The sequence below is a fragment of the Vibrio coralliirubri genome, assembly GCF_024347375.1.
GTDB lineage: Bacteria > Pseudomonadota > Gammaproteobacteria > Enterobacterales > Vibrionaceae > Vibrio > Vibrio coralliirubri.
Genome location: NZ_AP025470.1, coordinates 3,540,118 through 3,562,631 on the forward strand (window position 1 = coordinate 3,540,118; position 22,514 = coordinate 3,562,631).

Sequence of the window (22,514 nt, forward strand, 5' to 3'; positions counted from 1 at the left end):
TTAGACGCAAAGTTTTAAAATTCAATAAACACTTCATGTTGTTGACCATCTCTCTCGACGACGAGGTTTAGCTCTGTCAGCTCGGAGATAGAACGGAATATGTTGCCCATAGCGGCGGGGTCAGTCAGGTCTTGACCATTTAACTGAGTAGCAATATCTCCGTTTTGGAGCCCTACTGAGTTAAAAAGTTCTGAATCTTTGCCAGGGCTCACGCGATAACCAATAACGCTATCGTCGCGCTTCACCTGAGACAGTCGAACATATTGGAAGATTTGTTGCGGATCTTTCATTATCTTCGCTTTAATTTCATCAAGCTTCTCTTCTGCAGAAGCCGGGTTATTACCACGAACTGAAGAAGAGCTACGAGGTGCTGCAGGCGCTGATACGGCCAAACGCTTGTACTCAATACCTTCAAGCATCAAGGTTTCGTCTCGCCCTGAGTTATCAATAATCACACGATCGATTAATACCGCTTTTAGCTTGGCTCGAGTGCCTTCAATCTCTTCATTAATTCCGTAGGTCGCTTGCGTGCCGCGATTGGCGATCACCGCTAAGCTCAGTTTTGGATTCGAGCTTGCGACTGCACCCACTAAAACGAGATTTAATCGCGTCTTAGGCGCATCTTGGATAACTTGCTGTTCAACCACAGCGGGCGTGCTTGGATTATAAGCACCAAACATGTTGCTCTGCTGCAAAGAAGAGATATCGAGGGTCGATTGAGGTGCTGAAGACGATGAGGCCGTTGCTGCCCAGGGCACGACGGTTTGCTCGGCAGGTTCGATAAACCATGCAAGCTGTCCTAAGATCCATGCGGAAGCTGCAATCAATACACAACAGGTCGCTAAGCTTAGTTTCTGCTGAAGTACAAATCCATTCTCTAATAAGCGGCTCAACATAGGAGAATTCCCTACGCGATTTTTGAGCTCTAAAAAGTTCACTTTCCTAGTCCCTTTTCATGACGACAAACGCTGCAAATCATTAAACTTTCAGCTTTTTTATTCATTCGTTCGATACCAAGCTTATTTAAGCAATAAGATCCTGAACTATATCATAGCAAATCTATAAATCGGCATAACATGGCTATTTTGTATTATGACTTGAAAAAAATGCCAACCGCCTCCACATAAAACCTCTATCTAATGTGATAAGCATCATCAAAAACATGTTGCGCACTGTTCATTACAGTTAAACCGCATTCATTTCTCACTTAATAAGGCACAGCCCTATATGAAAACTGCTAATGAAGCTGTCAGACTCGATAAATGGTTGTGGGCAGCTCGTTTTTACAAAACCCGGTCTATTGCTCGCAACATGGTCGATGGTGGCAAAGTCCACTATAATGGTCAGCGCAGCAAGCCAAGTAAAATTGTCGAACTTGGGGCTGTGATTACACTGCGCCAAGGTAATGAAGAAAAGACGGTAACGATCGAGAAAATCTCTGCTCATCGCGGTGGAGCTCCGATCGCTCAAACCCTCTATGAAGAAACCACCGAGAGCTTGGCAAAAAGAGAAGAGTTTGCGACACAGCGTAAACTGAATGCTCATAACCCAGCTCCAGAGCGTCGCCCTGATAAGAAGCAACGTCGTGACATCATCAAGTTCAAGCATCAATAAGCTAGAAGGAATAGCCAAATGGCAGACCCAATGTCTACAAGTAATGTTTTAAATCGCTACCTATTTGAAGACCTATCAGTACGTGGTGAATTGGTACAAATGGATGAAGCGTACCAACAAATTATTTCTAGCAAGGAATACCCAGCGCCAGTGCAAAAACTACTGGGTGAGCTATTGGTATCAACAACGCTATTAACTGCGACCCTAAAGTTTGAAGGTTCTATCACAATGCAATTGCAAGGTGACGGCCCAGTATCTCTAGCAGTTATCAATGGCGATCACGACCAGAAGATCCGTGGTGTTGCTCGCTTTGAAGGCGATATCGCAGACGACGCAGGTCTACACGACCTAATGGGTAAAGGTCACCTAGTGATCACCATCGATCCTAAGAAAGGTGAACGTTACCAAGGTATTGTTGGTCTTGAAGGTGACACGCTGGCACAAGTGCTTGAAGGCTACTTCGCTAACTCTGAACAGCTTAAGACTCGTCTATGGCTGCGCACTGGCGAGCATGAAGGCAAAGCACACGCTGCAGGTATGTTGCTACAAGTGATGCCTGACGGTACTGGTACTCCAGATGACTTCGAACACCTAGAGCAACTAACAGATACAGTGAAAAACGAAGAGCTATTCACTCTAGAAGCGAACGAACTGCTTTACCGTTTGTACAACCAAGAGAAAGTACAGCTATTCACACCACAACCGGTTGAGTTCTTCTGTGGTTGTTCACGCGATCGAAGTGCAGCAGCAATCATTACTGTTGCTCAAGAAGAGATCTACGACATCCTAAGCACCGAAGGAAGCGTTGGTCTACACTGCGATTACTGTGGCACAAACTACTCGTTCGACAAGAATGATGTTGATGCACTGTACGCAGAAGCAGCAGATAAAGGCAGCAATACGGTTCATTAATTTACGGCGTACCAAAAACACGTAATTTACCCCAAAAAGGTCAGCACTCAGCTGGCCTTTTTTGTGATCAAAATAGCGCAAACTCCGTAACATCTCGTAATAAAATCACCGCTTAATTTTAATCAATTAATAATGTTCTCGCCCCTAGCGCAAAGGTTTGCGTACAGGATAGACTAGTTGGGCCAATATGTGACGAGACGCTTAAAACCCCATGGTTAATATGGATATTTTTTGAGCTGTATCCCTGTTTCCCCCGAGTCTCGTTGCTAGCATGGTGAGCAGATAACAATAAAAAATTAATACAAAATCCCTACAAAATATCCTACAAGGAGCACCTATGACCGTTATGGAACATACAAAGGCTGCACAAATTGATCTAACTAAGCACGGACTGACTGGCGTTACTGAAGTTCTTCGTAATCCTAGCTACGAGCAGTTATTCGTTGAAGAAACACTGCCAGGTTTGGAAGGCTACGAAAAAGGCGTAGTAACGGAACTAGGCTCTGTTGCGGTAGACACTGGTATCTTTACTGGCCGCTCACCAAAAGATAAGTACATTGTTAAAGATGACACGACCCGCGATACCATGTGGTGGTCAGATCAAGGCAAAAATGACAACAAACCGATTACAACTGAAGTATGGAATGAGCTGAAAGAGCTTGTGACAACTCAGCTATCTGGCAAGCGCCTGTTTGTCATCGACGGTTATTGTGGTGCTAACCCTGATACGCGCTTAAGCGTGCGTATTATCACTGAAGTAGCGTGGCAAGCACACTTCGTTAAGAACATGTTCATTCGTCCAACAGACGAAGAGCTAGCAACGTTCGAACCTGATTTCGTGGTAATGAACGGTGCTAAAACAACTAACCCTAACTGGGAAAAGCAGGGTCTAAACTCTGAAAACTTCGTTGCTTTCAACCTAACAGAGCGCGTTCAAATCATCGGTGGTACTTGGTACGGCGGTGAGATGAAGAAAGGCATGTTCGCAATGATGAACTACCTGCTTCCTCTGCAAGGCATTGCTTCAATGCACTGTAGTGCAAACGTCGGCGAGAAAGGCGATGTAGCGATCTTCTTCGGTCTATCTGGTACAGGTAAAACTACGCTTTCAACCGATCCTAAGCGTGAGCTAATCGGTGATGATGAGCACGGTTGGGATGACGATGGTATCTTCAACTTCGAAGGTGGTTGTTACGCGAAGACTATTCGTCTATCTAAAGAAGCAGAACCTGAAATCTACAATGCAATCCGTCGCGATGCACTACTAGAAAACGTAACGGTTCGTGGTGATGGTTCTATCGATTTTGATGACGGTTCAAAAACTGAGAACACTCGTGTTTCTTACCCGATTCACCACATCGACAACATCGTTAAGCCAGTATCAAAAGCCGGTCACGCTCAAAAGGTTATCTTCCTGACTGCTGATGCATTCGGTGTACTACCACCCGTTTCTAAACTGACTCCAGAGCAAACGAAGTACCACTTCCTATCTGGCTTCACTGCGAAACTAGCGGGTACTGAGCGTGGTATTACTGAGCCAACACCAACGTTCTCTGCGGCATTTGGTGCGGCATTCCTAACTCTTCACCCAACTCAGTACGCTGAAGTGCTTGTGAAGCGTATGGAAGCGGCTGGCGCTGAAGCTTACCTAGTGAACACAGGTTGGAACGGTACTGGTAAACGTATCTCTATCCAAGATACTCGCGGCATCATCGACGCTATCCTAGATGGCTCAATCGACAACGCTGAAACTAAGGTTATCCCTATGTTTAACCTAGAAGTACCGCTAGCGCTGCACGATGTTGACCCAGCGATCCTTGACCCACGCGATACATACACTGACCCTCTACAATGGGAAAGCAAAGCGAAAGATCTAGCCGAGCGCTTCATCAACAACTTTGATAAGTACACAGACAACGCTGAAGGTAAATCACTGGTTGCGGCTGGCCCTCAACTGGACTAACCCAATCATCTGCTCGGGCTTAGCCAAAAGCGAACGCCCAATTTAAAGTGATATTTTTGTAGCAAGCCCCTCTTTTGAGGGGCTTTTTTGTTGCTGCTTGCCCCTTTTTGTTCCACTCTGTTTTGAGACTATTGAAATTTAAGGCTTTCAGGGAATGAAAAAGGTATTCATGGTGTTCGGCATTGTGTTGGCTATCGCCGTTGCAACTATCGCAGCGCTGCTATTAAGCCTGCAGACCCAATACCGTGCGGATGTTGCTAACTTTTTTATCAAACATACGATTGAACAACCTGTACTCATTGAAGATGTTGAGTATCAGGCGCCCTATCACATCACCTTAATGGGCATAACCCAAAGCCAACCCGAAAAGCAGACACCTCTGTATATCGACAAGATCGATCTTTGGTTCAGCCCCAGCTCGATGACAGAAACCAAACTGGTCTTTGACTCTGTTTTGATCAGTGGCCTGCAATTAGAAGCAGACGATCTAAGAACACTGACCTCTTTATTTAGCCAGCCAAACATCAAGCTCCACCAGCTGGCCATCAACAATCTCGACTTTTCGACGCCAGAGTTTAATGCGCGAGGCATCGACCTGCAGATCTCCGACCCAACGTGGAACAACGACAACTCGCTGCTACCTTATGGAAAAACCCAACTTTCTGCCTCACAGCTGTATTGGCAAGGTGAAGCATTCGATAATCTGTTGATTGACCTGGACCTCAAGCCGAGTGACAGCACCCTTTATGGTGCTTCGTTTGACTGGCGTGGCGCCAAGATTTCCGGACAAGCAGAGCAGTATCAACAAGATTGGTCGTTGGTGAATGTGACCGTCGATGGCTTACGACTCAATCAGGAACAGACTCAAAGCCTACTAAGCAAAGAGTGGGATGTGGCAGGTATTCAGATCAATCACATCAATAGCTTAGATATTCTACGCAGCGACGTAGAGTGGCAAGATGGCCACCTCGCTGCCTTTGATGCCTCACTCGAAAATATCCAACTACCTTTTGAAATCTGGAAGCAGCAGAAAGCCATTTTCTCTCTGCAGGCAGAAGGAGTGACCATTGATGATGACATGTTCATCGAGCCAAGCCTAAAGCTCAACCTAGAAGCAAACCGGATTCTGATTGAGGATTTCTATACTCAATTCCTACAAGGCACTGTTCAGCTCAATGGCGAAGTCACCCCTAGCAATATTGAATTAGCGCAGCTCGACCTGCAAGGGATCAAATGGATTACCGAAAACCAAGATAGCCCTCTAGTCGTAGCTCGACTAATACCTTGGCTTACACAACTCCAGAACGTCGAGATTAACCGACTTAACATAGAACGCAGCCAACTTATCCAACTCGCACAACAACCTTACTGGCAGGTCTCTGGATTACATGTCGAGGGGCATCAAGTCCAGCTGCTACAGGATAGAAAGCTGGGCCTGTGGCAAGGGAAGCTGATGGCGAGCGCCAATGATGCCAACTATCAAAATATTCTCAGCGCACAGCCTGTGGTTGAGATGAATAGCGAACAAGGGAAATGGACGCTGACACGTCTGTTTGCACCACTCAGGAATGGCTACATTGAAGCCAATGCAACACTCGACTTTAACCAAATCAGCAAGCCATGGAGCTTAGATATTTCTGCCGATGGGTTACCGATTGCGCCTATGCTGCAGCGACTTGAATTACCGCTCGATGCAACCGGGTATGGCGAGTTTGAACTTCAAGCCGCAGGTTTATATGGCGACTCACTGATGCTCGGTTACTCAACCACAGGGCAACTCACTGGCAGCGTTCGCCAGGGTGTGATGACCTTTAATGACAAGCTTTCTGAAACATCGACTGATAACGTGTTTGAAATTCCAGAGCTTAATGCGCATTTTGACCGTGGGCGCTTCACCCTCGAACCGATGCACATTATTGGTGCATCAGCAGCAGAGCAAGGAGAACAAAGGGTTCAAACGCTCAATGGCGAGGCTTCTGGAGAACTCGACTTGCTTAAAGCCGAGCAACACACCCTCTCGATTACCCTATCGGACCCATGTCATCATATCTCAGGAAAGCTCACCCAAGCTGAGTATTCGGAGATTAACGACTGCCAACAAAAAAGCGCCACTCCTCAGGAGTAGCGCTTTCAGTCAATATCGACAGTATTACCGGTGTTAGCTATTCGCTCACATTAGGGCGTGTTGACCTTTCGTGGTTGAATTTTGTTCGAGATAAAAGCGTTTTAATCGCGGCGAGGGGGAAGTAGCCTAGTCATTCTAAGCAAATCTCCCTCAACAAAGAGTAAAACGCTTTTAGCCGAACCCTCCGGGCAGCGTTTGCTGGTCATTTCTACTGCGTTATCGGTTTCTCATGTAGGCTAGCTACACATCAAAGCCTCTGCCTTGTATAAATACCCAGCAACTCGCTGCAAAAACCAGCTCGAAAAATCAACACGCCCTAGTATCTGTCGATAGTACCTTTTTGTAGTCAGGAATCAGCATATAGGTTCCCGTAAACTCTACCGCTTCCACATCGCCGCTATGAATGGTCACGTGAATGATGATACGTGCCTTTCTTCCTGACGCAAGGCGGTCCAAGTCACCACTGATCCCATCCAATGAAGTAGAGGCAACAGGGTTTTGCTCAACCGGGTGACGATAACGAATATTACTGTCTGCCAGCACGATATCACCGGTCAGCCCGCGTTCTTTCATCAATAACCAAGTCATCCCCCAACCAGTTAAGGTCGCTAAGGTAAAGGCAGAGCCTGCAAACATGGTATTATGCGGGTTCAAGTTGGGATTCAATTGAGCACTACACTCAAATTGGTAACCCGTGTATTGGTTGATCTTGATGCCCATCTTGTCACTGATCGGGATCTGATGTTCCCAGCGCTGCTGAAGCTCATTACACCACTCAGGCTTGCGTAGAACGTCTGCCATTGGGTCAAGATGCTTAACCATCTGTTGATGACGCACAGGGCCACGTTGATCATTAATCTCACCGCGACGTTCAAATTCATTCTTCTCATAGAATGAGATCGCATCTTCACGTGCATTACACACTAAGCGCTTAGCACCCTCTTGGCGAGCCAATGACTCAAGTGCGACTAGAATCAACGAACCCATGCCTTTACTTTGGCGAGATTTCTTCACCGCCATATAGCGGATCTGACCTTCCAGATCTGGGGTGATATACAGACGACCAATCGCCATCGGACGACCACGGCCATCAACAATCATACGATGGTGACTCATTGGGTCATATTCATCGCGCTCTGAACCTACCGGCATTCGCCAAGGTTCACGGAGCATCTGCCAACGAAAATGATAATACTTGTTTAGCTGATTTTCGGTGGTCGGTGTTATGAGTTTAAACATGCTTATTCCTTTAAGCCTAAACCTGCAGCCAGAATGTCACTGGGCCATCATTAACCAAAGACACTTTCATGTCGGCTGCGAATCGGCCACGTTCCGTTGGCAACACTGATTCACACTGGTCAGAGAAATAGTTGTAAAGACGCTCAGCATCTTCTGGGTGAGCACCACGAGAGAACCCTGCTCGAGTCCCTTTCTTGGTATCGGCCGGCAGAGTGAATTGAGACACCACTAATACCTTACCTTCTACCTGCTTCACGTTGAGGTTCATTTTATCGTCTTCATCTCCAAAGACACGATAAGTGGTTACTCGTTCCATCAAACGTTTGGCTTTGGCTTCGTCATCACCTTTTTCTACGCCTAACAGAACCAATAAGCCTTGCTCAATCTCACCAACTACTTCGCCATCAACACGGACGGCAGCTTCACTTACTCTCTGGATCAGTGCTATCACTGTTGTTTCCTTGCTCTGTGATTTTGTCTTTATCCGACGAGTGTACCATTTCTTTCGAGTCACTCCACTGTTCCTGCTCACCCAATGCAGCGGTCACCTCAGCACCCACCAGCGCAATCAACCAGCACAAATAAACCCAGACAAAAAGAATTGGTATTGCCGCCAATGCGCCATAAATCAACTGGTAAGAAGGGAATTGAGTAATGTAGGCCGCGAAGCCTTTCTTACTGAGTTCGAACAACAGAGCCGCCACTAGAGAACCTGCAGCCGCATGAGAAAAGTGTATCTTTTTGTTGGGAACCAACAGGTACAGACCGAAAAACGCAAAGAAAGAGAGAATCAAAGGAAGTTTGCGAATCACGGTGTTAAAGGCGCCAGACACCACTTCGTTTTGCAGCAAGCTCAATGATGTCACATAAGAAGTGGCTGCAATGCTCGCCCCAACTAAAATAGGTCCAAGCGTGAGCACCATCCAGTACATAGAGAAAGATAACACCGCACGACGCTTCTCGTCGACACGCCAGATGTAGTTTAAGTTCTTATCAATATTCGAGATCAGCATCAGCGCTGCAATGAATAAGAACACACTACCCACCGCCGTCATTTTTCCGGTATTGGCAACGAACTCTAACAAAGCACCGTGTACCGCATCCCCAGACGCGGGAACAAAGTTGGTAATAACGAAGTTTTGAATCACGATACCAACATCAGCAAAGATGGAGAATGACGACAAGATAGAGAGCAGAACCGTCAGCATCGGTACGATCGAGAGCAAGGTAATGTACGCCAAGTAGCCCGCATTCACATTGACTCTATCGTGTGTCATTCGCGCCAAAAGATAGCGAGAAAACTGAATACTGAGTGTGGCGACCTTTTTTATCTTCAACTTGTAACTCCCTTGTAACTCGTTCATAGTCCTAATTAATATTCCGACATATCAATCACAGTAAGAAAATGTTCAAAAATAGCGTAGGAAAAAGGCTTGAGAACAAGGAAGCCCTTCTCGGCAAAGAATAGTTTTGATAAGTAGTTATTCTACAATCAAAAATTCTAACGCCGTTATCGAGCATTTTAACAAGCTAGGTTGAGCAGTTATTTACTACGATTGATATCATTTAACTATAGGAAACTAGGATGCCTTATTTAATAGTTATAGTCCTCTCTATTTTCACTCTTACTGGATGCCAATCAGCTTATTACTCCGCAATGGAGCAAGTGGGTTACCACAAGCGTGACATTATGGTCGATAGAGTGGAAGACGCTAAAGAGTCGCAGCAGGATGCTCAGGAAGAGTTTACCAGCGCACTTGAAGCCTTGAGTAGCCTGACTAATTTCAGTGGCGGCGACCTTGGAGACATGTACAACCAAATCAACGATAAATACCAAGACAGCGAGAAAGCCGCGCAAAATGTCAGTGACCGCATTGCTGCGATTGAAGATGTGTCGGATGCGCTGTTTGAAGAGTGGCAGAGTGAGTTAGATCTCTACACCAGTGATTCACTGCGCCGCTCGAGCGAGCAAAAGCTTCGTGAAACTAAATCGTCTTACCAAACGATGCTGTCAGCAATGAAGCGCGCCGAGAAGAAAATGGATCCCGTGCTCAATACCCTTCGCGACAACACGCTTTACTTAAAACATAACCTCAATGCGAGCGCTGTCGGCTCGCTGCAAGGTGAGTTTATGAGCTTAGAAAAAGACATCGCCTACGCGATAGAACAGATGAATGCTGCGATCGCCGAATCGGATAAATTCCTTGATCAACTGAACCAAAAATAACGCTCGTAGACACAAATAAAGATAAGCCCGTATGAACCCAATCATTATTACTGGCGGCCCAGGCGCCGGAAAAACCACATTGATCAATACCTTGGGTGATGCGGGTTACCCCACTTTCGCTGAATCCTCTCGCCAGTTAATCGAACAGCAGAGCCAACTTGAGAACGGTATCTTACCTTGGTTAGACCTTCCGGGCTTTGCTCGCCTATGTTTAACCGTCATGAGCGAACAAAAAGACCAAGCCAGTCAGCATCCAGTTGCCTTTCTCGATCGTGCCATTCCAGATATCTGTGGTTACTTAACTCAGGCTAGTCTAGAGATAGATGCGACCTACCGAGAAGCAAGCCAAGGCTATCACTCACAAGCCTTGCTCTGTCGCCCTGAGGCTTCAATTTATGTACAAGATGATGTGAGACCTTATCCGTTTGAGGAGGCATTAGAGATTCACCACGCGTTAGTAACAGTCTACCAAGAACTTGGTTATGAGATGGTTGAAGTGCCGTTTATGCCAGTCGAAGAACGGCTTCAATTCGTTGAGCGTTACTTAGATATCAAAAGCTAGATCCCCAACTCGGTCGTTCCTCCCTCTTGAGGATGACGAAGACTTAAACACTCTTCGCATCTCGTTTAACCGTATCTAAACAAATTTACCGTCATTCCCTACAGTGAGGAACGAGCGTGATAGGAAATCTCTTGGATGCCGTAAAAGAAAGATTCCAGATATCTCGTCCCTCGATTCTGGAATGACGACTCGATGAATAGGTATGGAGCATGCTCTTCGTATCCCGCATCTCGTTTACTCGAATCTAAACAAACTAAAAAACAAAAACCCCGAGCAGCTAGGCTACTCGGGGTTTCTTATCTACTTAGCTAGAAGCTAGTCAGCTGGCAATTAAGCCTTAGCTGGACGTGCTGCACGCTTACGTTCGTTTTCAGTAAGAAGCTTCTTACGGATACGAATGCTTACTGGCGTTACTTCTACTAGTTCGTCTTCGTCGATGAACTCAAGAGCTTGCTCTAGAGTGTGACGGATAGGTGGCGAAAGAACCTGTGCTTCATCAGTACCAGATGCACGAACGTTCGTTAGCTGCTTACCTTTCAGACAGTTTACTGTTAGGTCGTTTGAACGGTTATGAATACCGATGATTTGACCTTCGTATACTTCATCCGCGTGCTCAGCAAATAGACGACCACGTTCTTGTAGGTTGAATAGTGCGTAAGTCAGAGCTTTACCAGTTGCGTTCGAGATTAGAACACCGTTGTTACGTTGACCGATTACGCCGCCTTTGTGAGGGCCGTAGTGATCAAATGAGTGGTAAAGAAGACCAGAACCAGACGTTAGAGTTAGGAACTCAGTTTGGAAACCGATAAGACCACGAGAAGGCATCATGAAGTCCATGCGAACACGGCCTTTGCCATCTGGAGACATATCAGTTAGCTCACCTTTACGTAGACCGATGTTTTCCATGATGCCACCTTGGTGCTCTTCAAGCACGTCGATAGTCACAGTTTCAAACGGTTCAGTTAGGTTGCCATCTTCGTCTTTTTTGATGATAACTTCTGGACGAGATACAGCTAGCTCGAAGCCTTCACGACGCATGTTTTCGATCAGGATAGATAGGTGAAGTTCACCACGACCTGAAACACGGAAACGATCTGGGTTATCAGTTTCTTCAACACGTAGTGCAACGTTGTGTACTAGTTCTTTCTCTAGACGCTCAAGGATGTTACGTGAAGTAACGAACTTACCTTCTTTACCCGCGAACGGAGAAGTGTTTACTTGGAACGTCATTGTTACTGTTGGTTCATCAACAGAAAGCGGAGTCATTGCTTCAACATTGTTTACGTCACAGATAGTGTCTGAAATTTTCAGCTCACCAAGACCAGTGATTGCAATGATGTCGCCAGCGTTAGCTTGCTCAACTTCGTGACGGTCAAGACCTAGGTAACCAAGAACTGTACCTACCTTACCGTTACGTTTTTTGCCTTCTGCATTTACGATAGTTACTTGTTGGTTTGGTTTAACAGAACCACGAGTAACACGAGCAACACCGATAACACCTACGTAAGAGCTGTAATCAAGTTGCGAAATTTGCATTTGTAGTGGACCGTCAAGGTCAACTGCAGGCGCGTCTACTGTATCAACAACAGCTTGGAACAATGGTTCCATGTTCTCGCCAGTTTCGCCTTCAGTCATTGTTGCCCAACCGTTTAGAGCTGAAGCGTAAACAACGGTGAAGTCTAGTTGCTCATCAGTAGCACCTAGGTTGTCGAAAAGGTCAAATACTTGATCCATAACCCAATCAGGACGAGCGCCTGGACGGTCAATCTTGTTGATTACAACGATTGGCTTAAGACCGTGTGCGAATGCTTTTTGCGTTACGAAACGAGTTTGAGGCATTGGGCCGTCAACTGCGTCAACGATAAGCAGAACAGAGTCAACCATAGACATGATACGCTCAACTTCACCACCGAAGTCCGCGTGTCCCGGAGTATCTACGATGTTGATGCGGTAATCATTCCAGTTGATTGCTGTGTTCTTAGCAAGAATGGTAATGCCACGCTCTTTTTCGATGTCATTCGAATCCATGACACGCTCTTCAGCTTCACCACGAGACTCAAGAGTGCCTGACTGTTGTAGCAGTTTATCAACCAAAGTCGTTTTACCGTGGTCAACGTGCGCGATGATCGCGATATTTCTTAACTTATCAATCTGTGGAGTAGACATGGATTCTCGATTCACTCATAAAAGTAGCCGTCACTTATCTCAAAAGTTTGGATAATAACCGCTAGCTTGATTTAAAAAACGGTCAATAATATACCAGATTCTAGACAAAAACCCAGAAATATGTGATCTGAACCAAGGCTTTTTTCTTTATTAGCGATTCATATCCGCTTAACTTTGATTCAGTACAGTGTTGAGCAGCCAAATTCGTAGGACTCTAAAAAAGTATCACCTGCGAGTGGCGAGCCAAATCTCCCGCAAAATAACAAAAGTGGATTGACAACTTAGGCAATTCATTGCTGAATGGTGCTCGCTTATGTCTCATATTGGTGCACAGACAAACGATTGCACCAAAAAGGTGCAACTAGAGATCATTTTGGTGCAAAAACCAGATTAAGCAAAATCGCAAAACAAGTAAATCATTGAAATTAATGGAATAATTTTTTTGGCACGTTTTTGGCAATAGATAAATCAGCATCGATTAATGCACTTATAGACATTAATCAATGCTAGTTTCAACCGAATCGAGCTAATACCGAATTAATAACACTGGAGGTTATCCAAGATGTCAGTAGAAAATGTACTATCCCTGATCCAAGAGAACGAAGTTAAATTTATCGACTTACGTTTTACTGATACAAAAGGTAAAGAGCAGCATATCTCTATTCCTTCTCACCAAGTTGATGCAGACTTCTTCGAAGAAGGCAAAATGTTTGACGGCTCTTCAGTAGCTGGTTGGAAAGGCATTAACGAATCTGACATGGTAATGATGCCAGACGCAGCATCTGCTGTACTGGATCCATTCACAGAAGACGCAACGCTAAACATCCGTTGTGACATCCTAGAGCCTGCAACAATGCAAGGCTACGACCGTGACCCACGTTCTATCGCTAAACGTTCTGAAGAGTACCTACGTTCTACAGGTATCGCAGACACAGTTCTAGTTGGTCCAGAGCCAGAATTCTTCCTATTTGACGACGTTAAGTTCTCAAACGACATGTCTGGTTCTTTCTTCAAGATCGATGACGTAGAAGCAGCTTGGAACACAGGTTCTGACTTCGAAGGCGGTAACAAAGGTCACCGTCCTGGCGTTAAAGGCGGTTACTTCCCAGTAGCTCCAGTAGATTCATCTCAAGACATCCGTTCAGCAATGTGTCTAGTAATGGAAGAGATGGGCCTAGTTGTTGAAGCTCACCACCACGAAGTAGCAACTGCGGGTCAAAACGAAATCGCAACTCGCTTCAACACGCTAACAGCGAAAGCTGATGAAACTCAAATCTACAAGTACGTTGTACACAACGTTGCTCACGCATTTGGTAAAACAGCGACATTCATGCCTAAGCCACTAGTTGGTGACAACGGTTCTGGTATGCACGTTCACCAATCTCTAGCAAAAGACGGCGTTAACCTGTTTGCTGGTGATAAGTACGGCGGCCTATCTGAAATGGCTCTTTACTACATCGGTGGTGTAATCAAGCACGCTCGTGCAATCAACGCGTTTGCTAACCCATCAACTAACTCGTACAAGCGTCTTGTACCTGGTTTCGAAGCACCTGTAATGCTTGCTTACTCAGCACGTAACCGTTCTGCTTCTATCCGTATCCCAGTAGTACCAAGCCCTAAAGCACGTCGTATCGAGCTACGTTTTGGTGACCCAGCAGCTAACCCATACCTATGCTACTCAGCAATGCTTATGGCTGGCCTTGACGGTATCAAGAACAAGATTCACCCAGGCGAAGCTATGGATAAAGATCTATACGACCTTCCTGCAGAAGAAGCAGCTGAAATCCCAACAGTTGCAGAATCTCTACAAGAAGCTCTAGCAGCGCTTAGCGAAGACCGTGAGTTCCTAACAGCTGGCGGCGTATTCTCTGACGATTTCATCGATTCTTACATCACTCTGAAATCTGACGACGTACAACGCGTGAACATGGCTACACACCCACTTGAGTTTGAACTGTACTACTCAGTTTAATCTCCTGTAGAGATAAGCTATTTCTTACTGCAACCTTGTAAGAATCGCTGACTAAATATTAGGCTCGCCTCGCAGGTGGGCCTTTTTTATATTCTCCCGACGCTCCCCTCCTCGTAACATACCTTAGACAAAAGCCCTCAGAGGCTGTCGCGCTAAATTCAAAAAAACCGATAACAAAACCAACGCCAAACGTGAAATCACCTAGCTGTGAAAAGAGGCTAAAGATATGAAAAACATACTGTTCCTGATCGGGTTAACAGTCGCGCTCTCGTGCTCTGCTCAAACGGTGTATACCTGGGTAGATGAAGATGGCGTGCTCCACTTTAGTGATAACCCTAGCGCTCAAGATGCCGAGGCTCTTCGCCTGCCAGATGTGCAAGCTTCAGCACCCGCCCCTAAATTTGAGGCCTCAACTCCGGTTGACGCCGCGGCTTCCTCTACAACTAAAACGCCAGCTAAAACCCAGGCAGAAGCAGAAACCACAGAGCGTGAGGTTCCTACTCAATTAGCCCTCACCATGTTGACTCCAGTTCATGATCAAACCATTCGTAGTAATCGCGGCTTAATTCCGATTCAGATAGAGCTCAACCGAAAACTTGGTATTGGGGAGCAATTACAATTGATGCTTGATGGCCGTCGATATGGCGCCCCACAGACCCAACCTATTTGGGAATTAAAAGGTATCGATCGAGGTACTCACACCATTGCAATTCAAGCACATAGAAGCGGCAAGCTTATTGCATCTACTAGTCCAGTCACCGTGTATTTACATCGAGCGACGCTCAAGTAGGCCAATGTGTTAAAAGAGGCCAAATAACCTCTACTTTTCACCTAATCGAAGCAGCTTTCAGCGACTCTAATGAATTATCTTTAGCTTCTGGTTGATATGCGCCATACTTGAACTTAGCTACGCACCAATTTGGTGCAGTGAGAAAAACACCAGTTCAAGGACGAAATAGTGAATCGATCAGCCAAAAGCGACAGCATAGATACACACCATCTTTCCAGCGCCATTCTCGACAATATGGTGACTTCGACATTGATGCTCGATGAGCAATTGTATGTCCGATACGCCAATCCGGCGGCTGAGCAGCTCTTTTCACAGAGCGCACGACGCATCGTTGATCATCCACTGAGCCAACTTATCCAACACGCCTCACTGGATTTGGCACTTCTGACGCAACCACTACAAAGTGGCCAGAGCATTACCGACAGTGACGTTACCTTCGTTGTTGATAACCGCCCACTGATGCTTGAAGTCACGGTTAGCCCAATATCTTGGCAGCGAGAGACGCTGTTATTGGTTGAGATGCGCAAAATAGACCAGCAAAGACGCCTTAGCCAAGAGCTCAACCAACACGCACAACAACAAGCGGCTAAGTTGCTGGTACGCGGGTTAGCACATGAAATCAAAAACCCACTCGGTGGCTTAAGAGGTGCGGCGCAGTTACTTGGGAAAATGCTTCCTGATCAGTCTCTTAATGAATATACGCAGATCATTATTGAGCAAGCCGACCGCTTAAGAGCATTGGTCGACCGTCTACTTGGCCCTCAAAAGCCAGGAACTAAGTCAGAAGAGAACCTTCACCAAATACTTGAGAAAGTCAGGCAGCTCGTAGAGCTAGAATCGGGGTCAACGCTCGCCATCGAAAGGGATTACGACCCTAGCTTACCGGACATCTTGATGGATTCGGCACAGGTTGAACAAGCGATGCTCAATATCGTTAGCAATGCAGCGCAAATTCTAAAGACTCAAGATTCTGGAAAAATCACCATTCGCACCAGAACGGTGCATCAAGCAAATATTCACGGGCAGCGACACAAACTCGCGGCTCGTATTGAGATCAGCGATAACGGTCCGGGTATCCCCGATGATTTAAAAGACACGCTGTTTTACCCAATGGTCAGTGGACGAGAAGGTGGAACAGGGCTGGGGTTATCGATCTCTCAAAACCTGATCGATCAACACAATGGGAAAATTGATGTTGAAAGCTGGCCGGGCAACACCACATTCACGATTTATCTACCGATTTAGGTCACAAGAGCCTCGCTATTGAACAGCGAGATGAAAGGATTAGCTCGGTACACAAAGATTAAGACATCATAAAAACAACAATGATTATCACAATAGATTTGGCTGCAAAGGAATTGAATTATGAGTAAGGGATACGTTTGGGTCGTCGATGACGACAGCTCTATCCGCTGGGTAGTAGAGAAAACACTTTCATCTGCGGATATAAAGTGCGAAACATTTGCTGATGCTGAGAGCGTGTTACTTGCGCTTGAGCGCGAAACACCGGACGTTTTGGTGTCTGACATTCGCATGCCCGGCATTGATGGGATAGAGCTGTTGCATCAAGTTCACCAGCGCTCTCCCGACCTGCCCGTGATCATTATGACCGCGCACTCAGACCTTGATGCGGCGGTGAATGCTTATCAAAAAGGCGCCTTTGAATATCTACCAAAGCCGTTCGATATTGATGAAACACTGACTCTAGTCGAACGAGCGATCGCGCACAGCCAAGAACAGAAACGCGAACAAGCCAGCGAAGTCGCTGAAGACACCAACGCGCCAGAAATCATCGGTGAAGCACCGGCAATGCAGGAAGTTTTCCGAGCGATTGGTCGTTTGTCTCGCTCATCCATATCCGTGCTGATCAATGGTGAATCGGGTACCGGTAAAGAATTGGTCGCTCACGCTCTGCATCGTCACAGCCCAAGAGCTAAGAAGCCCTTCATTGCCTTGAACATGGCTGCTATCCCCAAAGATCTGATCGAGTCTGAACTGTTTGGCCACGAAAAAGGCGCCTTTACCGGTGCTAACAGCGTTCGCCAAGGACGCTTCGAACAAGCCAACGGCGGCACCCTGTTTCTTGATGAGATCGGCGACATGCCACTCGATATTCAGACTCGCTTGCTACGTGTACTTTCTGATGGCCAATTTTATCGTGTGGGTGGACACTCTGCGGTTAAGGTTGACGTTCGTATAGTTGCCGCAACCCACCAAGACCTTGAGCGCTTAGTGCATGAAGGCGACTTCCGTGAAGACCTTTTCCACCGACTCAACGTTATCCGAATCCATATCCCGGCACTTCGCGAACGTAAACAAGACATTGAAAAACTGACTCATCACTTCCTAGCATCCGCCGCCGAAGAGCTCGGTGTTGAAGTGAAGACGCTGCATCCTGAGACCATTTTGAAGCTCAACCAGCTCAATTGGCCGGGTAACGTGCGTCAGCTTGAAAACATTTGTCGTTGGCTCACCGTGATGGCGAGCGGCAGCGAAATTCTTCCTTCAGACCTGCCACCAGAGCTGCTGGAAGAAAAAGTAGTGACCACCTCAGGAACTGGAGATAACTGGCAACAACTGCTCGCTAATTGGGCAAAGTGTGCGCTTGATTCAGGAGAAAAAGAGCTGCTGACTTATGCTCTGCCAGAGTTTGAACGTATACTGCTAGAGGCTGCACTCCACCATACTAATGGTCATAAACAGGATGCAGCTAAGGTTTTGGGATGGGGAAGAAATACCCTAACTCGTAAACTCAAAGAACTGTACTAGACCTTATATGATTCTCGATGCAGCTACTTTTTAACCAAAAAAGTGTCGCTTGGTTTGAATAGTGTCGGTACAATTACAGTACACTATTCACCAAAGTTGTAGCTAAAGATGTCTTTGAAAACACAAATTACTTTGAGAACCGCAGTGGTTCTGCCATTCGTGATGATTTTTCTGTTCACTATGGGCGTAATGGTTTTCACTCAAAAGCTAAGCTACAAAGAGATGGTGAGTGATGTTAGTGCACGCCAACTAACATCACTGACTGACAATGTTCATCAAAGCCTGTCTAATTTTTTAGAAAAGCCATTTCACGCGAACCTCTCGCTCAGCCATAACATCGGCTACCACCATCTTTATCAAGCGGGTAATCTTAGTAAGGTCCAAGACTATATTTTTTATACGTTTTCAGACCATTACACTGCTGTACCTCAACTCGATGTGATCGGCTTTGGCTCTGAAGATGGTAACTACGTCGGTTTCCGCAAAGAAGCCAACAAAGGCTACACCTTGATGGTGCAAGACGAACGCACCAATGATCAGTTGGTCATTTACCGTGGCAGCAAGATTAGTGAAGACATTCGATCGGTAATTTCAGGTTACGACCCAAGAATCCGTCCTTGGTACACACCCGTTGCGACACAGAAAAAACCGTTGTGGTCACCAATTTATGCCAATGCTGACGAACGCCAAGAAATCACCTTATCGGCTCTCGCGCCTATCTATGATGATAACGAATTCAAAGCCGTCGTCGTCAGCGACATCAAGATCAATACCTTCAATGCGTTTCTCAGAAAGCTCAAAGATAGAACAGATGCCTCTGTTTACATCATCGATAAGCAGCAACGCTTGGTCGCGCACTCAGGTGGAGGCAGTGTCGTTTCGTGGGGCACAGGAAAAACCAACAAAGGCCAACGCTTACTGGCAACAGAGAGTGCTAACCCCGTAATACGTGAAAGCGCCAGTTACGTAGACCAATTCCACCTAATCGATAATTTGGGCGAGCAGCGCTTTAGCTTTAGCCTAGACAACGAACGCTACTTTAACCAAATCACCCCTTACGAAGATGAACACGGCCTCACGTGGTTTATTGGAGTGTCGATTCCTGAAAGCAATCTGCTCGGTGAATTACCAGAAAATCAAAGAAACAGCTGGTTGCTCGGGCTAGCACTGAGTTGCCTTGGGGTCATTGCAGGATTAGTTGCCTTTAATCGCGTAACCCAACCCATCACCTCGACTGCAGATGCAGCCAAACGCCTTGCTAAAGGCGATTGGGACACGAGCATGCCAAAGACGGGGCATATCTATGAAACCAGCATGTTGGTGGAGTCATTCAATGAAATGGCCAACAACTTAAAGGCCTCGTTTCACGCCTTGCAGTCTCAACTTACCTATGACTCATTAACCAAGCTATACAGTCGTGAAGGCTTTATTGATGCGGCCAAGAAACACCCTGACAACGAAGAAGGCACGCTGTATTTGATTGGTATTGATCGCTTCCGAGACATCAATGACAGCCTAGGTCATTACAATGGTGACCAGCTGCTTATCATTGCGGCCGCTCGTTTAAGAGGCACACTGCCATCCGAATACCTATTAGCTCGCACTGGTGGTGATGAGTTTGCGATTTACGCCCCAAACGTAACGCAAAGCGATGATGTTCAGCTGCTGACTAACCGCTTACTTCAAACCTTCGCTTCCCCATTTTCAATGGAATCAGAAAGCGTGGTGATTAAGGTATCGATGGGGATAGTGAATGTCTCGAATCTCTACGACATTACACTCCTGCTACGCAATAGCAGCATTGCATTGAGCAACGCAAAACAAGACAAAACCAGTGTCAGCATTTACAGCCCGGAGATGGGCAAAGCATCGAGACATCGCACCAAGATGCTAGCGCGGATGAACCGAGCAATAGAGCTTCAACAGTTCGAACCGTTTTATCAGCCTATTATTGATCTGGAATCCGGCTCGACCATTGGTGCGGAAGCTTTAGCTCGCTGGATAACCGATGAAGGGGTGATCTCGCCGCTCGAGTTCATTCCTCTCGCGGAAGAGAGCGGGCTCATTTACGATATCGGAAAACAAATTCTGCATAAGTCCTGTCGAGATACAGCCATTGCGATTGAGTCAGGAAAGTGGAGCAAAGACTTCTCGATTCACGTCAATCTATCGGTCGATCAGCTAAGCGAAAGTGGCTTTGTCGAACAGGTTAAGGGCACGCTAAGAGACACCAAGCTGCCAGCAAGCAACCTGACACTAGAGATCACCGAATCACGCATCGTCGACAACGATCCGACCATCATCGATAACATGCTGACGCTCAAAGCGTTAGGGGTCTCAATCGCAATTGATGATTTTGGTACTGGCTACTCTTCCCTAGCCTATCTGCAAAAGCTGCCATTTGATTGCCTGAAGATAGATCGAAGCTTCGTTAGCAAGCTCAGCAAAGAGAATCTCGACAGCTCCATCGTCGCGGCCATCGTTAACATCACTAAAGGTTTCAAAGTAAGCTTAGTGGCTGAAGGCGTTGAAACACAGCAACAGGCTGAACTTCTTAAGCAGCTGCAGTGCCCGCTTGCTCAAGGCTTCTTATACAGTCGCCCAGTTCCGTTTGACCAATGGCCTACCGACCTTAGCAACTCCAAGCAAAGTGCCAAGATCAAACAAAATACCACTGAGAACCTCACCTAAATCAGGCAGAAATTGAATGAGTCAGATACAAAAATGCCAGCATGATGCTGGCATTTTTTATTGTTCTATTCTCTATCGAGCGATTAGATAACGCGAGAGAACTGCTGTTGGCGAGCCTTTGCACGTAAGTATTTATCAAAACACATACAGATATTACGGATCAGCAAGCGGCCACGCAGAGTAACGCGGATTTCTTTGTCATCGACTTCAACCAAATCATCGTTGATGAAGGTTTGTAGAAGCTCTAAATCTTCTTTGAAGTAGCGATTAAAGTTAACCGAGAACTCAGATTCGATCATCGTTTTATCAAGCTTAAAGTTACAGATAAGCTGCTTGATCACTTCACGACGTAGAAGGTCGTCACTGTCTAGTGCCACGCCTTTCCAAAGTGCATGGCGCAGGTCATTCACCTGAGCGTAGTACTTCTTCAGCTCTTTCTGGTTTTGAGCGTAAGCATCACCGACCATAGAGATAGCAGAAACACCGAAACCAATTAGGTCCGCTTCACCTTGGGTAGTGTAGCCTTGGAAGTTACGATGCAGAATACCTTCACGTTGTGCTACTGCTAGCTCGTCTTCAGGCAGAGCAAAGTGGTCCATACCGATGAACTGGTAACCCGCCCCCGTTAGCGTCTCGATGGTATCTTGTAAGATAGCCATTTTCTCTTTCGCTTCTGGTAGGTCTTCGTCTTTAATCTTACGCTGCGCAGCAAACAGCTGAGGCATGTGTGCGTAGTTAAATACCGATAAACGACCTGGTTTCATCTCTAGCACTTGCTTCAATGTTTCAGCGAACAAAGCTTGAGTCTGCTTTGGTAGGCCGTAGATCAAATCAAGGTTGGTTGAACGGAAGCCTAGCTCTTTCGCACGCTGAACCATCGCAATGATGAACTCTTCATCTTGCTCACGATTAACCAGCTTCTGTACTTCTTTATTGAAGTCTTGAACACCAATACTCAGGCGGTTAAAGCCTTCGCTACGTAGGTGGTCGAGTACGTCTAGCTCAATCTCACGCGGGTCAACTTCGATACTGATTTCAGCGTCAGCGGTGAAGTTAAACTCATCACGTAGAATCATCATCAAGCGAGTGATTTGTGTCTTGGTCAAGAACGTTGGCGTACCACCACCGAAGTGCAATTGCGTCACTTCACGGCCATTCAATAAAGAGGCGCGTTGGCGGATTTCATGTTCAATCACATCAAGGTACTCATCCGCTTTATGCGAGTGACGAGTAATGACTTTATTACAACCACAGTAGTAACAAAGCTTGTGGCAGAACGGGATATGCACGTAAAGAGAGAGTGGACGCTCAGGATATTGAGTACACGCCATGTCGTAATCAGCGACGGTAAACGCTTCATGAAACTCCAACGCAGTTGGGTATGAGGTGTAACGAGGTCCCGAATAGTTGTACTTGTTTAAGATCTCTTGATCCCAAACGATTTGCTGATTCGTTGTTACTGGCTTGCTCGACATAGCGGTATT

General features: G+C 46.2%; 17 protein-coding genes. 11 read left to right on the forward strand and 6 right to left on the reverse strand.

Annotated features, from left to right (window positions below; genetic code table 11):
* Window positions 1–14 precede the first annotated feature (14 nt).
* Complete coding sequence (gspC, locus tag OCV20_RS16030; RefSeq protein WP_048618589.1) at window positions 15–896, reverse strand: type II secretion system protein GspC; 882 nt, start codon at window positions 894–896, stop codon at window positions 15–17.
* Between the two features lie 331 nt (window positions 897–1,227).
* Here gspC and hslR point away from each other — a divergent pair, with 331 nt between their 5' ends.
* The 4 genes from hslR (at window position 1,228) to OCV20_RS16050 (ending at window position 6,614) form a co-directional block, all read left to right on the forward strand.
* The gene (hslR, locus tag OCV20_RS16035; protein WP_048607611.1) at window positions 1,228–1,614 is read left to right on the forward strand and encodes a ribosome-associated heat shock protein Hsp15; all 387 of its coding nucleotides are present in this window, start codon (window positions 1,228–1,230) and stop codon (window positions 1,612–1,614) included.
* A gap of 18 nt (window positions 1,615–1,632) precedes the next feature.
* Entirely contained in the window at window positions 1,633–2,526 is an 894-nt protein-coding gene (gene hslO / locus OCV20_RS16040) for an Hsp33 family molecular chaperone HslO (protein ID WP_019826486.1), read from the forward strand.
* A 337-nt stretch (window positions 2,527–2,863) separates the two neighbouring features.
* Entirely contained in the window at window positions 2,864–4,489 is a 1,626-nt protein-coding gene (gene pckA, locus OCV20_RS16045) for a phosphoenolpyruvate carboxykinase (ATP) (RefSeq protein ID WP_017062492.1), read from the forward strand.
* 154 nt (window positions 4,490–4,643) lie between these two features.
* Entirely contained in the window at window positions 4,644–6,614 is a 1,971-nt protein-coding gene (locus tag OCV20_RS16050; RefSeq protein WP_086774463.1) for an AsmA family protein, read from the forward strand.
* A 306-nt stretch (window positions 6,615–6,920) separates the two neighbouring features.
* Here the strand turns inward: OCV20_RS16050 and OCV20_RS16055 are convergent, their stop codons facing one another.
* Genes OCV20_RS16055 through OCV20_RS16065 form a run of 3 tightly spaced genes read right to left on the reverse strand, consistent with a single transcriptional unit; the run spans window position 6,921 to window position 9,217 of the window.
* Complete coding sequence (locus OCV20_RS16055) at window positions 6,921–7,853, reverse strand: bifunctional GNAT family N-acetyltransferase/hotdog fold thioesterase (protein WP_048617771.1); 933 nt, start codon at window positions 7,851–7,853, stop codon at window positions 6,921–6,923.
* Between the two features lie 16 nt (window positions 7,854–7,869).
* The gene (gene dtd / locus OCV20_RS16060; protein WP_004735590.1) at window positions 7,870–8,304 is read right to left on the reverse strand and encodes a D-aminoacyl-tRNA deacylase; all 435 of its coding nucleotides are present in this window, start codon (window positions 8,302–8,304) and stop codon (window positions 7,870–7,872) included.
* Window positions 8,276–9,217: a virulence factor BrkB family protein gene (locus tag OCV20_RS16065; protein WP_086774462.1), complete on the reverse strand. Its 942-nt coding sequence runs from the start codon at window positions 9,215–9,217 to the stop codon at window positions 8,276–8,278. The genes dtd and OCV20_RS16065 overlap by 29 nt, the downstream gene beginning before the upstream one ends.
* 221 nt (window positions 9,218–9,438) lie before the next feature.
* On the opposite strand from OCV20_RS16065, the gene OCV20_RS16070 reads away from it, so the two are divergent.
* Window positions 9,439–10,080 (forward strand): DUF2959 domain-containing protein, encoded by a 642-nt coding sequence (locus tag OCV20_RS16070; protein WP_086774461.1) that lies wholly within the window; start codon window positions 9,439–9,441, stop codon window positions 10,078–10,080.
* A 31-nt stretch (window positions 10,081–10,111) separates the two neighbouring features.
* Window positions 10,112–10,642: an AAA family ATPase gene (locus OCV20_RS16075; protein ID WP_086774460.1), complete on the forward strand. Its 531-nt coding sequence runs from the start codon at window positions 10,112–10,114 to the stop codon at window positions 10,640–10,642.
* Between the two features lie 330 nt (window positions 10,643–10,972).
* Here the strand turns inward: OCV20_RS16075 and typA are convergent, their stop codons facing one another.
* A complete protein-coding gene (gene typA / locus OCV20_RS16080) occupies window positions 10,973–12,808 on the reverse strand; it encodes a translational GTPase TypA (protein WP_017059220.1) in 1,836 nt (611 codons plus the stop codon).
* 562 nt (window positions 12,809–13,370) lie between these two features.
* Here typA and glnA point away from each other — a divergent pair.
* From glnA to gepA, 5 genes are all read left to right on the forward strand, one after another.
* Complete coding sequence (gene glnA, locus OCV20_RS16085; RefSeq protein ID WP_017059221.1) at window positions 13,371–14,780, forward strand: glutamate--ammonia ligase; 1,410 nt, start codon at window positions 13,371–13,373, stop codon at window positions 14,778–14,780.
* A gap of 226 nt (window positions 14,781–15,006) precedes the next feature.
* Window positions 15,007–15,570 (forward strand): DUF4124 domain-containing protein, encoded by a 564-nt coding sequence (locus tag OCV20_RS16090; RefSeq protein ID WP_048612439.1) that lies wholly within the window; start codon window positions 15,007–15,009, stop codon window positions 15,568–15,570.
* A 168-nt stretch (window positions 15,571–15,738) separates the two neighbouring features.
* Entirely contained in the window at window positions 15,739–16,815 is a 1,077-nt protein-coding gene (glnL, locus tag OCV20_RS16095) for a nitrogen regulation protein NR(II) (protein WP_019826501.1), read from the forward strand.
* A 120-nt stretch (window positions 16,816–16,935) separates the two neighbouring features.
* Window positions 16,936–18,339: a nitrogen regulation protein NR(I) gene (gene glnG / locus OCV20_RS16100; protein WP_017059224.1), complete on the forward strand. Its 1,404-nt coding sequence runs from the start codon at window positions 16,936–16,938 to the stop codon at window positions 18,337–18,339.
* 108 nt (window positions 18,340–18,447) lie between these two features.
* Window positions 18,448–21,030: a phosphodiesterase GepA gene (gepA, locus tag OCV20_RS16105; protein WP_086774459.1), complete on the forward strand. Its 2,583-nt coding sequence runs from the start codon at window positions 18,448–18,450 to the stop codon at window positions 21,028–21,030.
* A gap of 83 nt (window positions 21,031–21,113) precedes the next feature.
* On the opposite strand, the gene hemN is transcribed toward gepA, so the two are convergent.
* Window positions 21,114–22,505: an oxygen-independent coproporphyrinogen III oxidase gene (hemN, locus tag OCV20_RS16110; protein ID WP_048607592.1), complete on the reverse strand. Its 1,392-nt coding sequence runs from the start codon at window positions 22,503–22,505 to the stop codon at window positions 21,114–21,116.
* Between the last annotated feature and the right edge of the window lie 9 nt (window positions 22,506–22,514).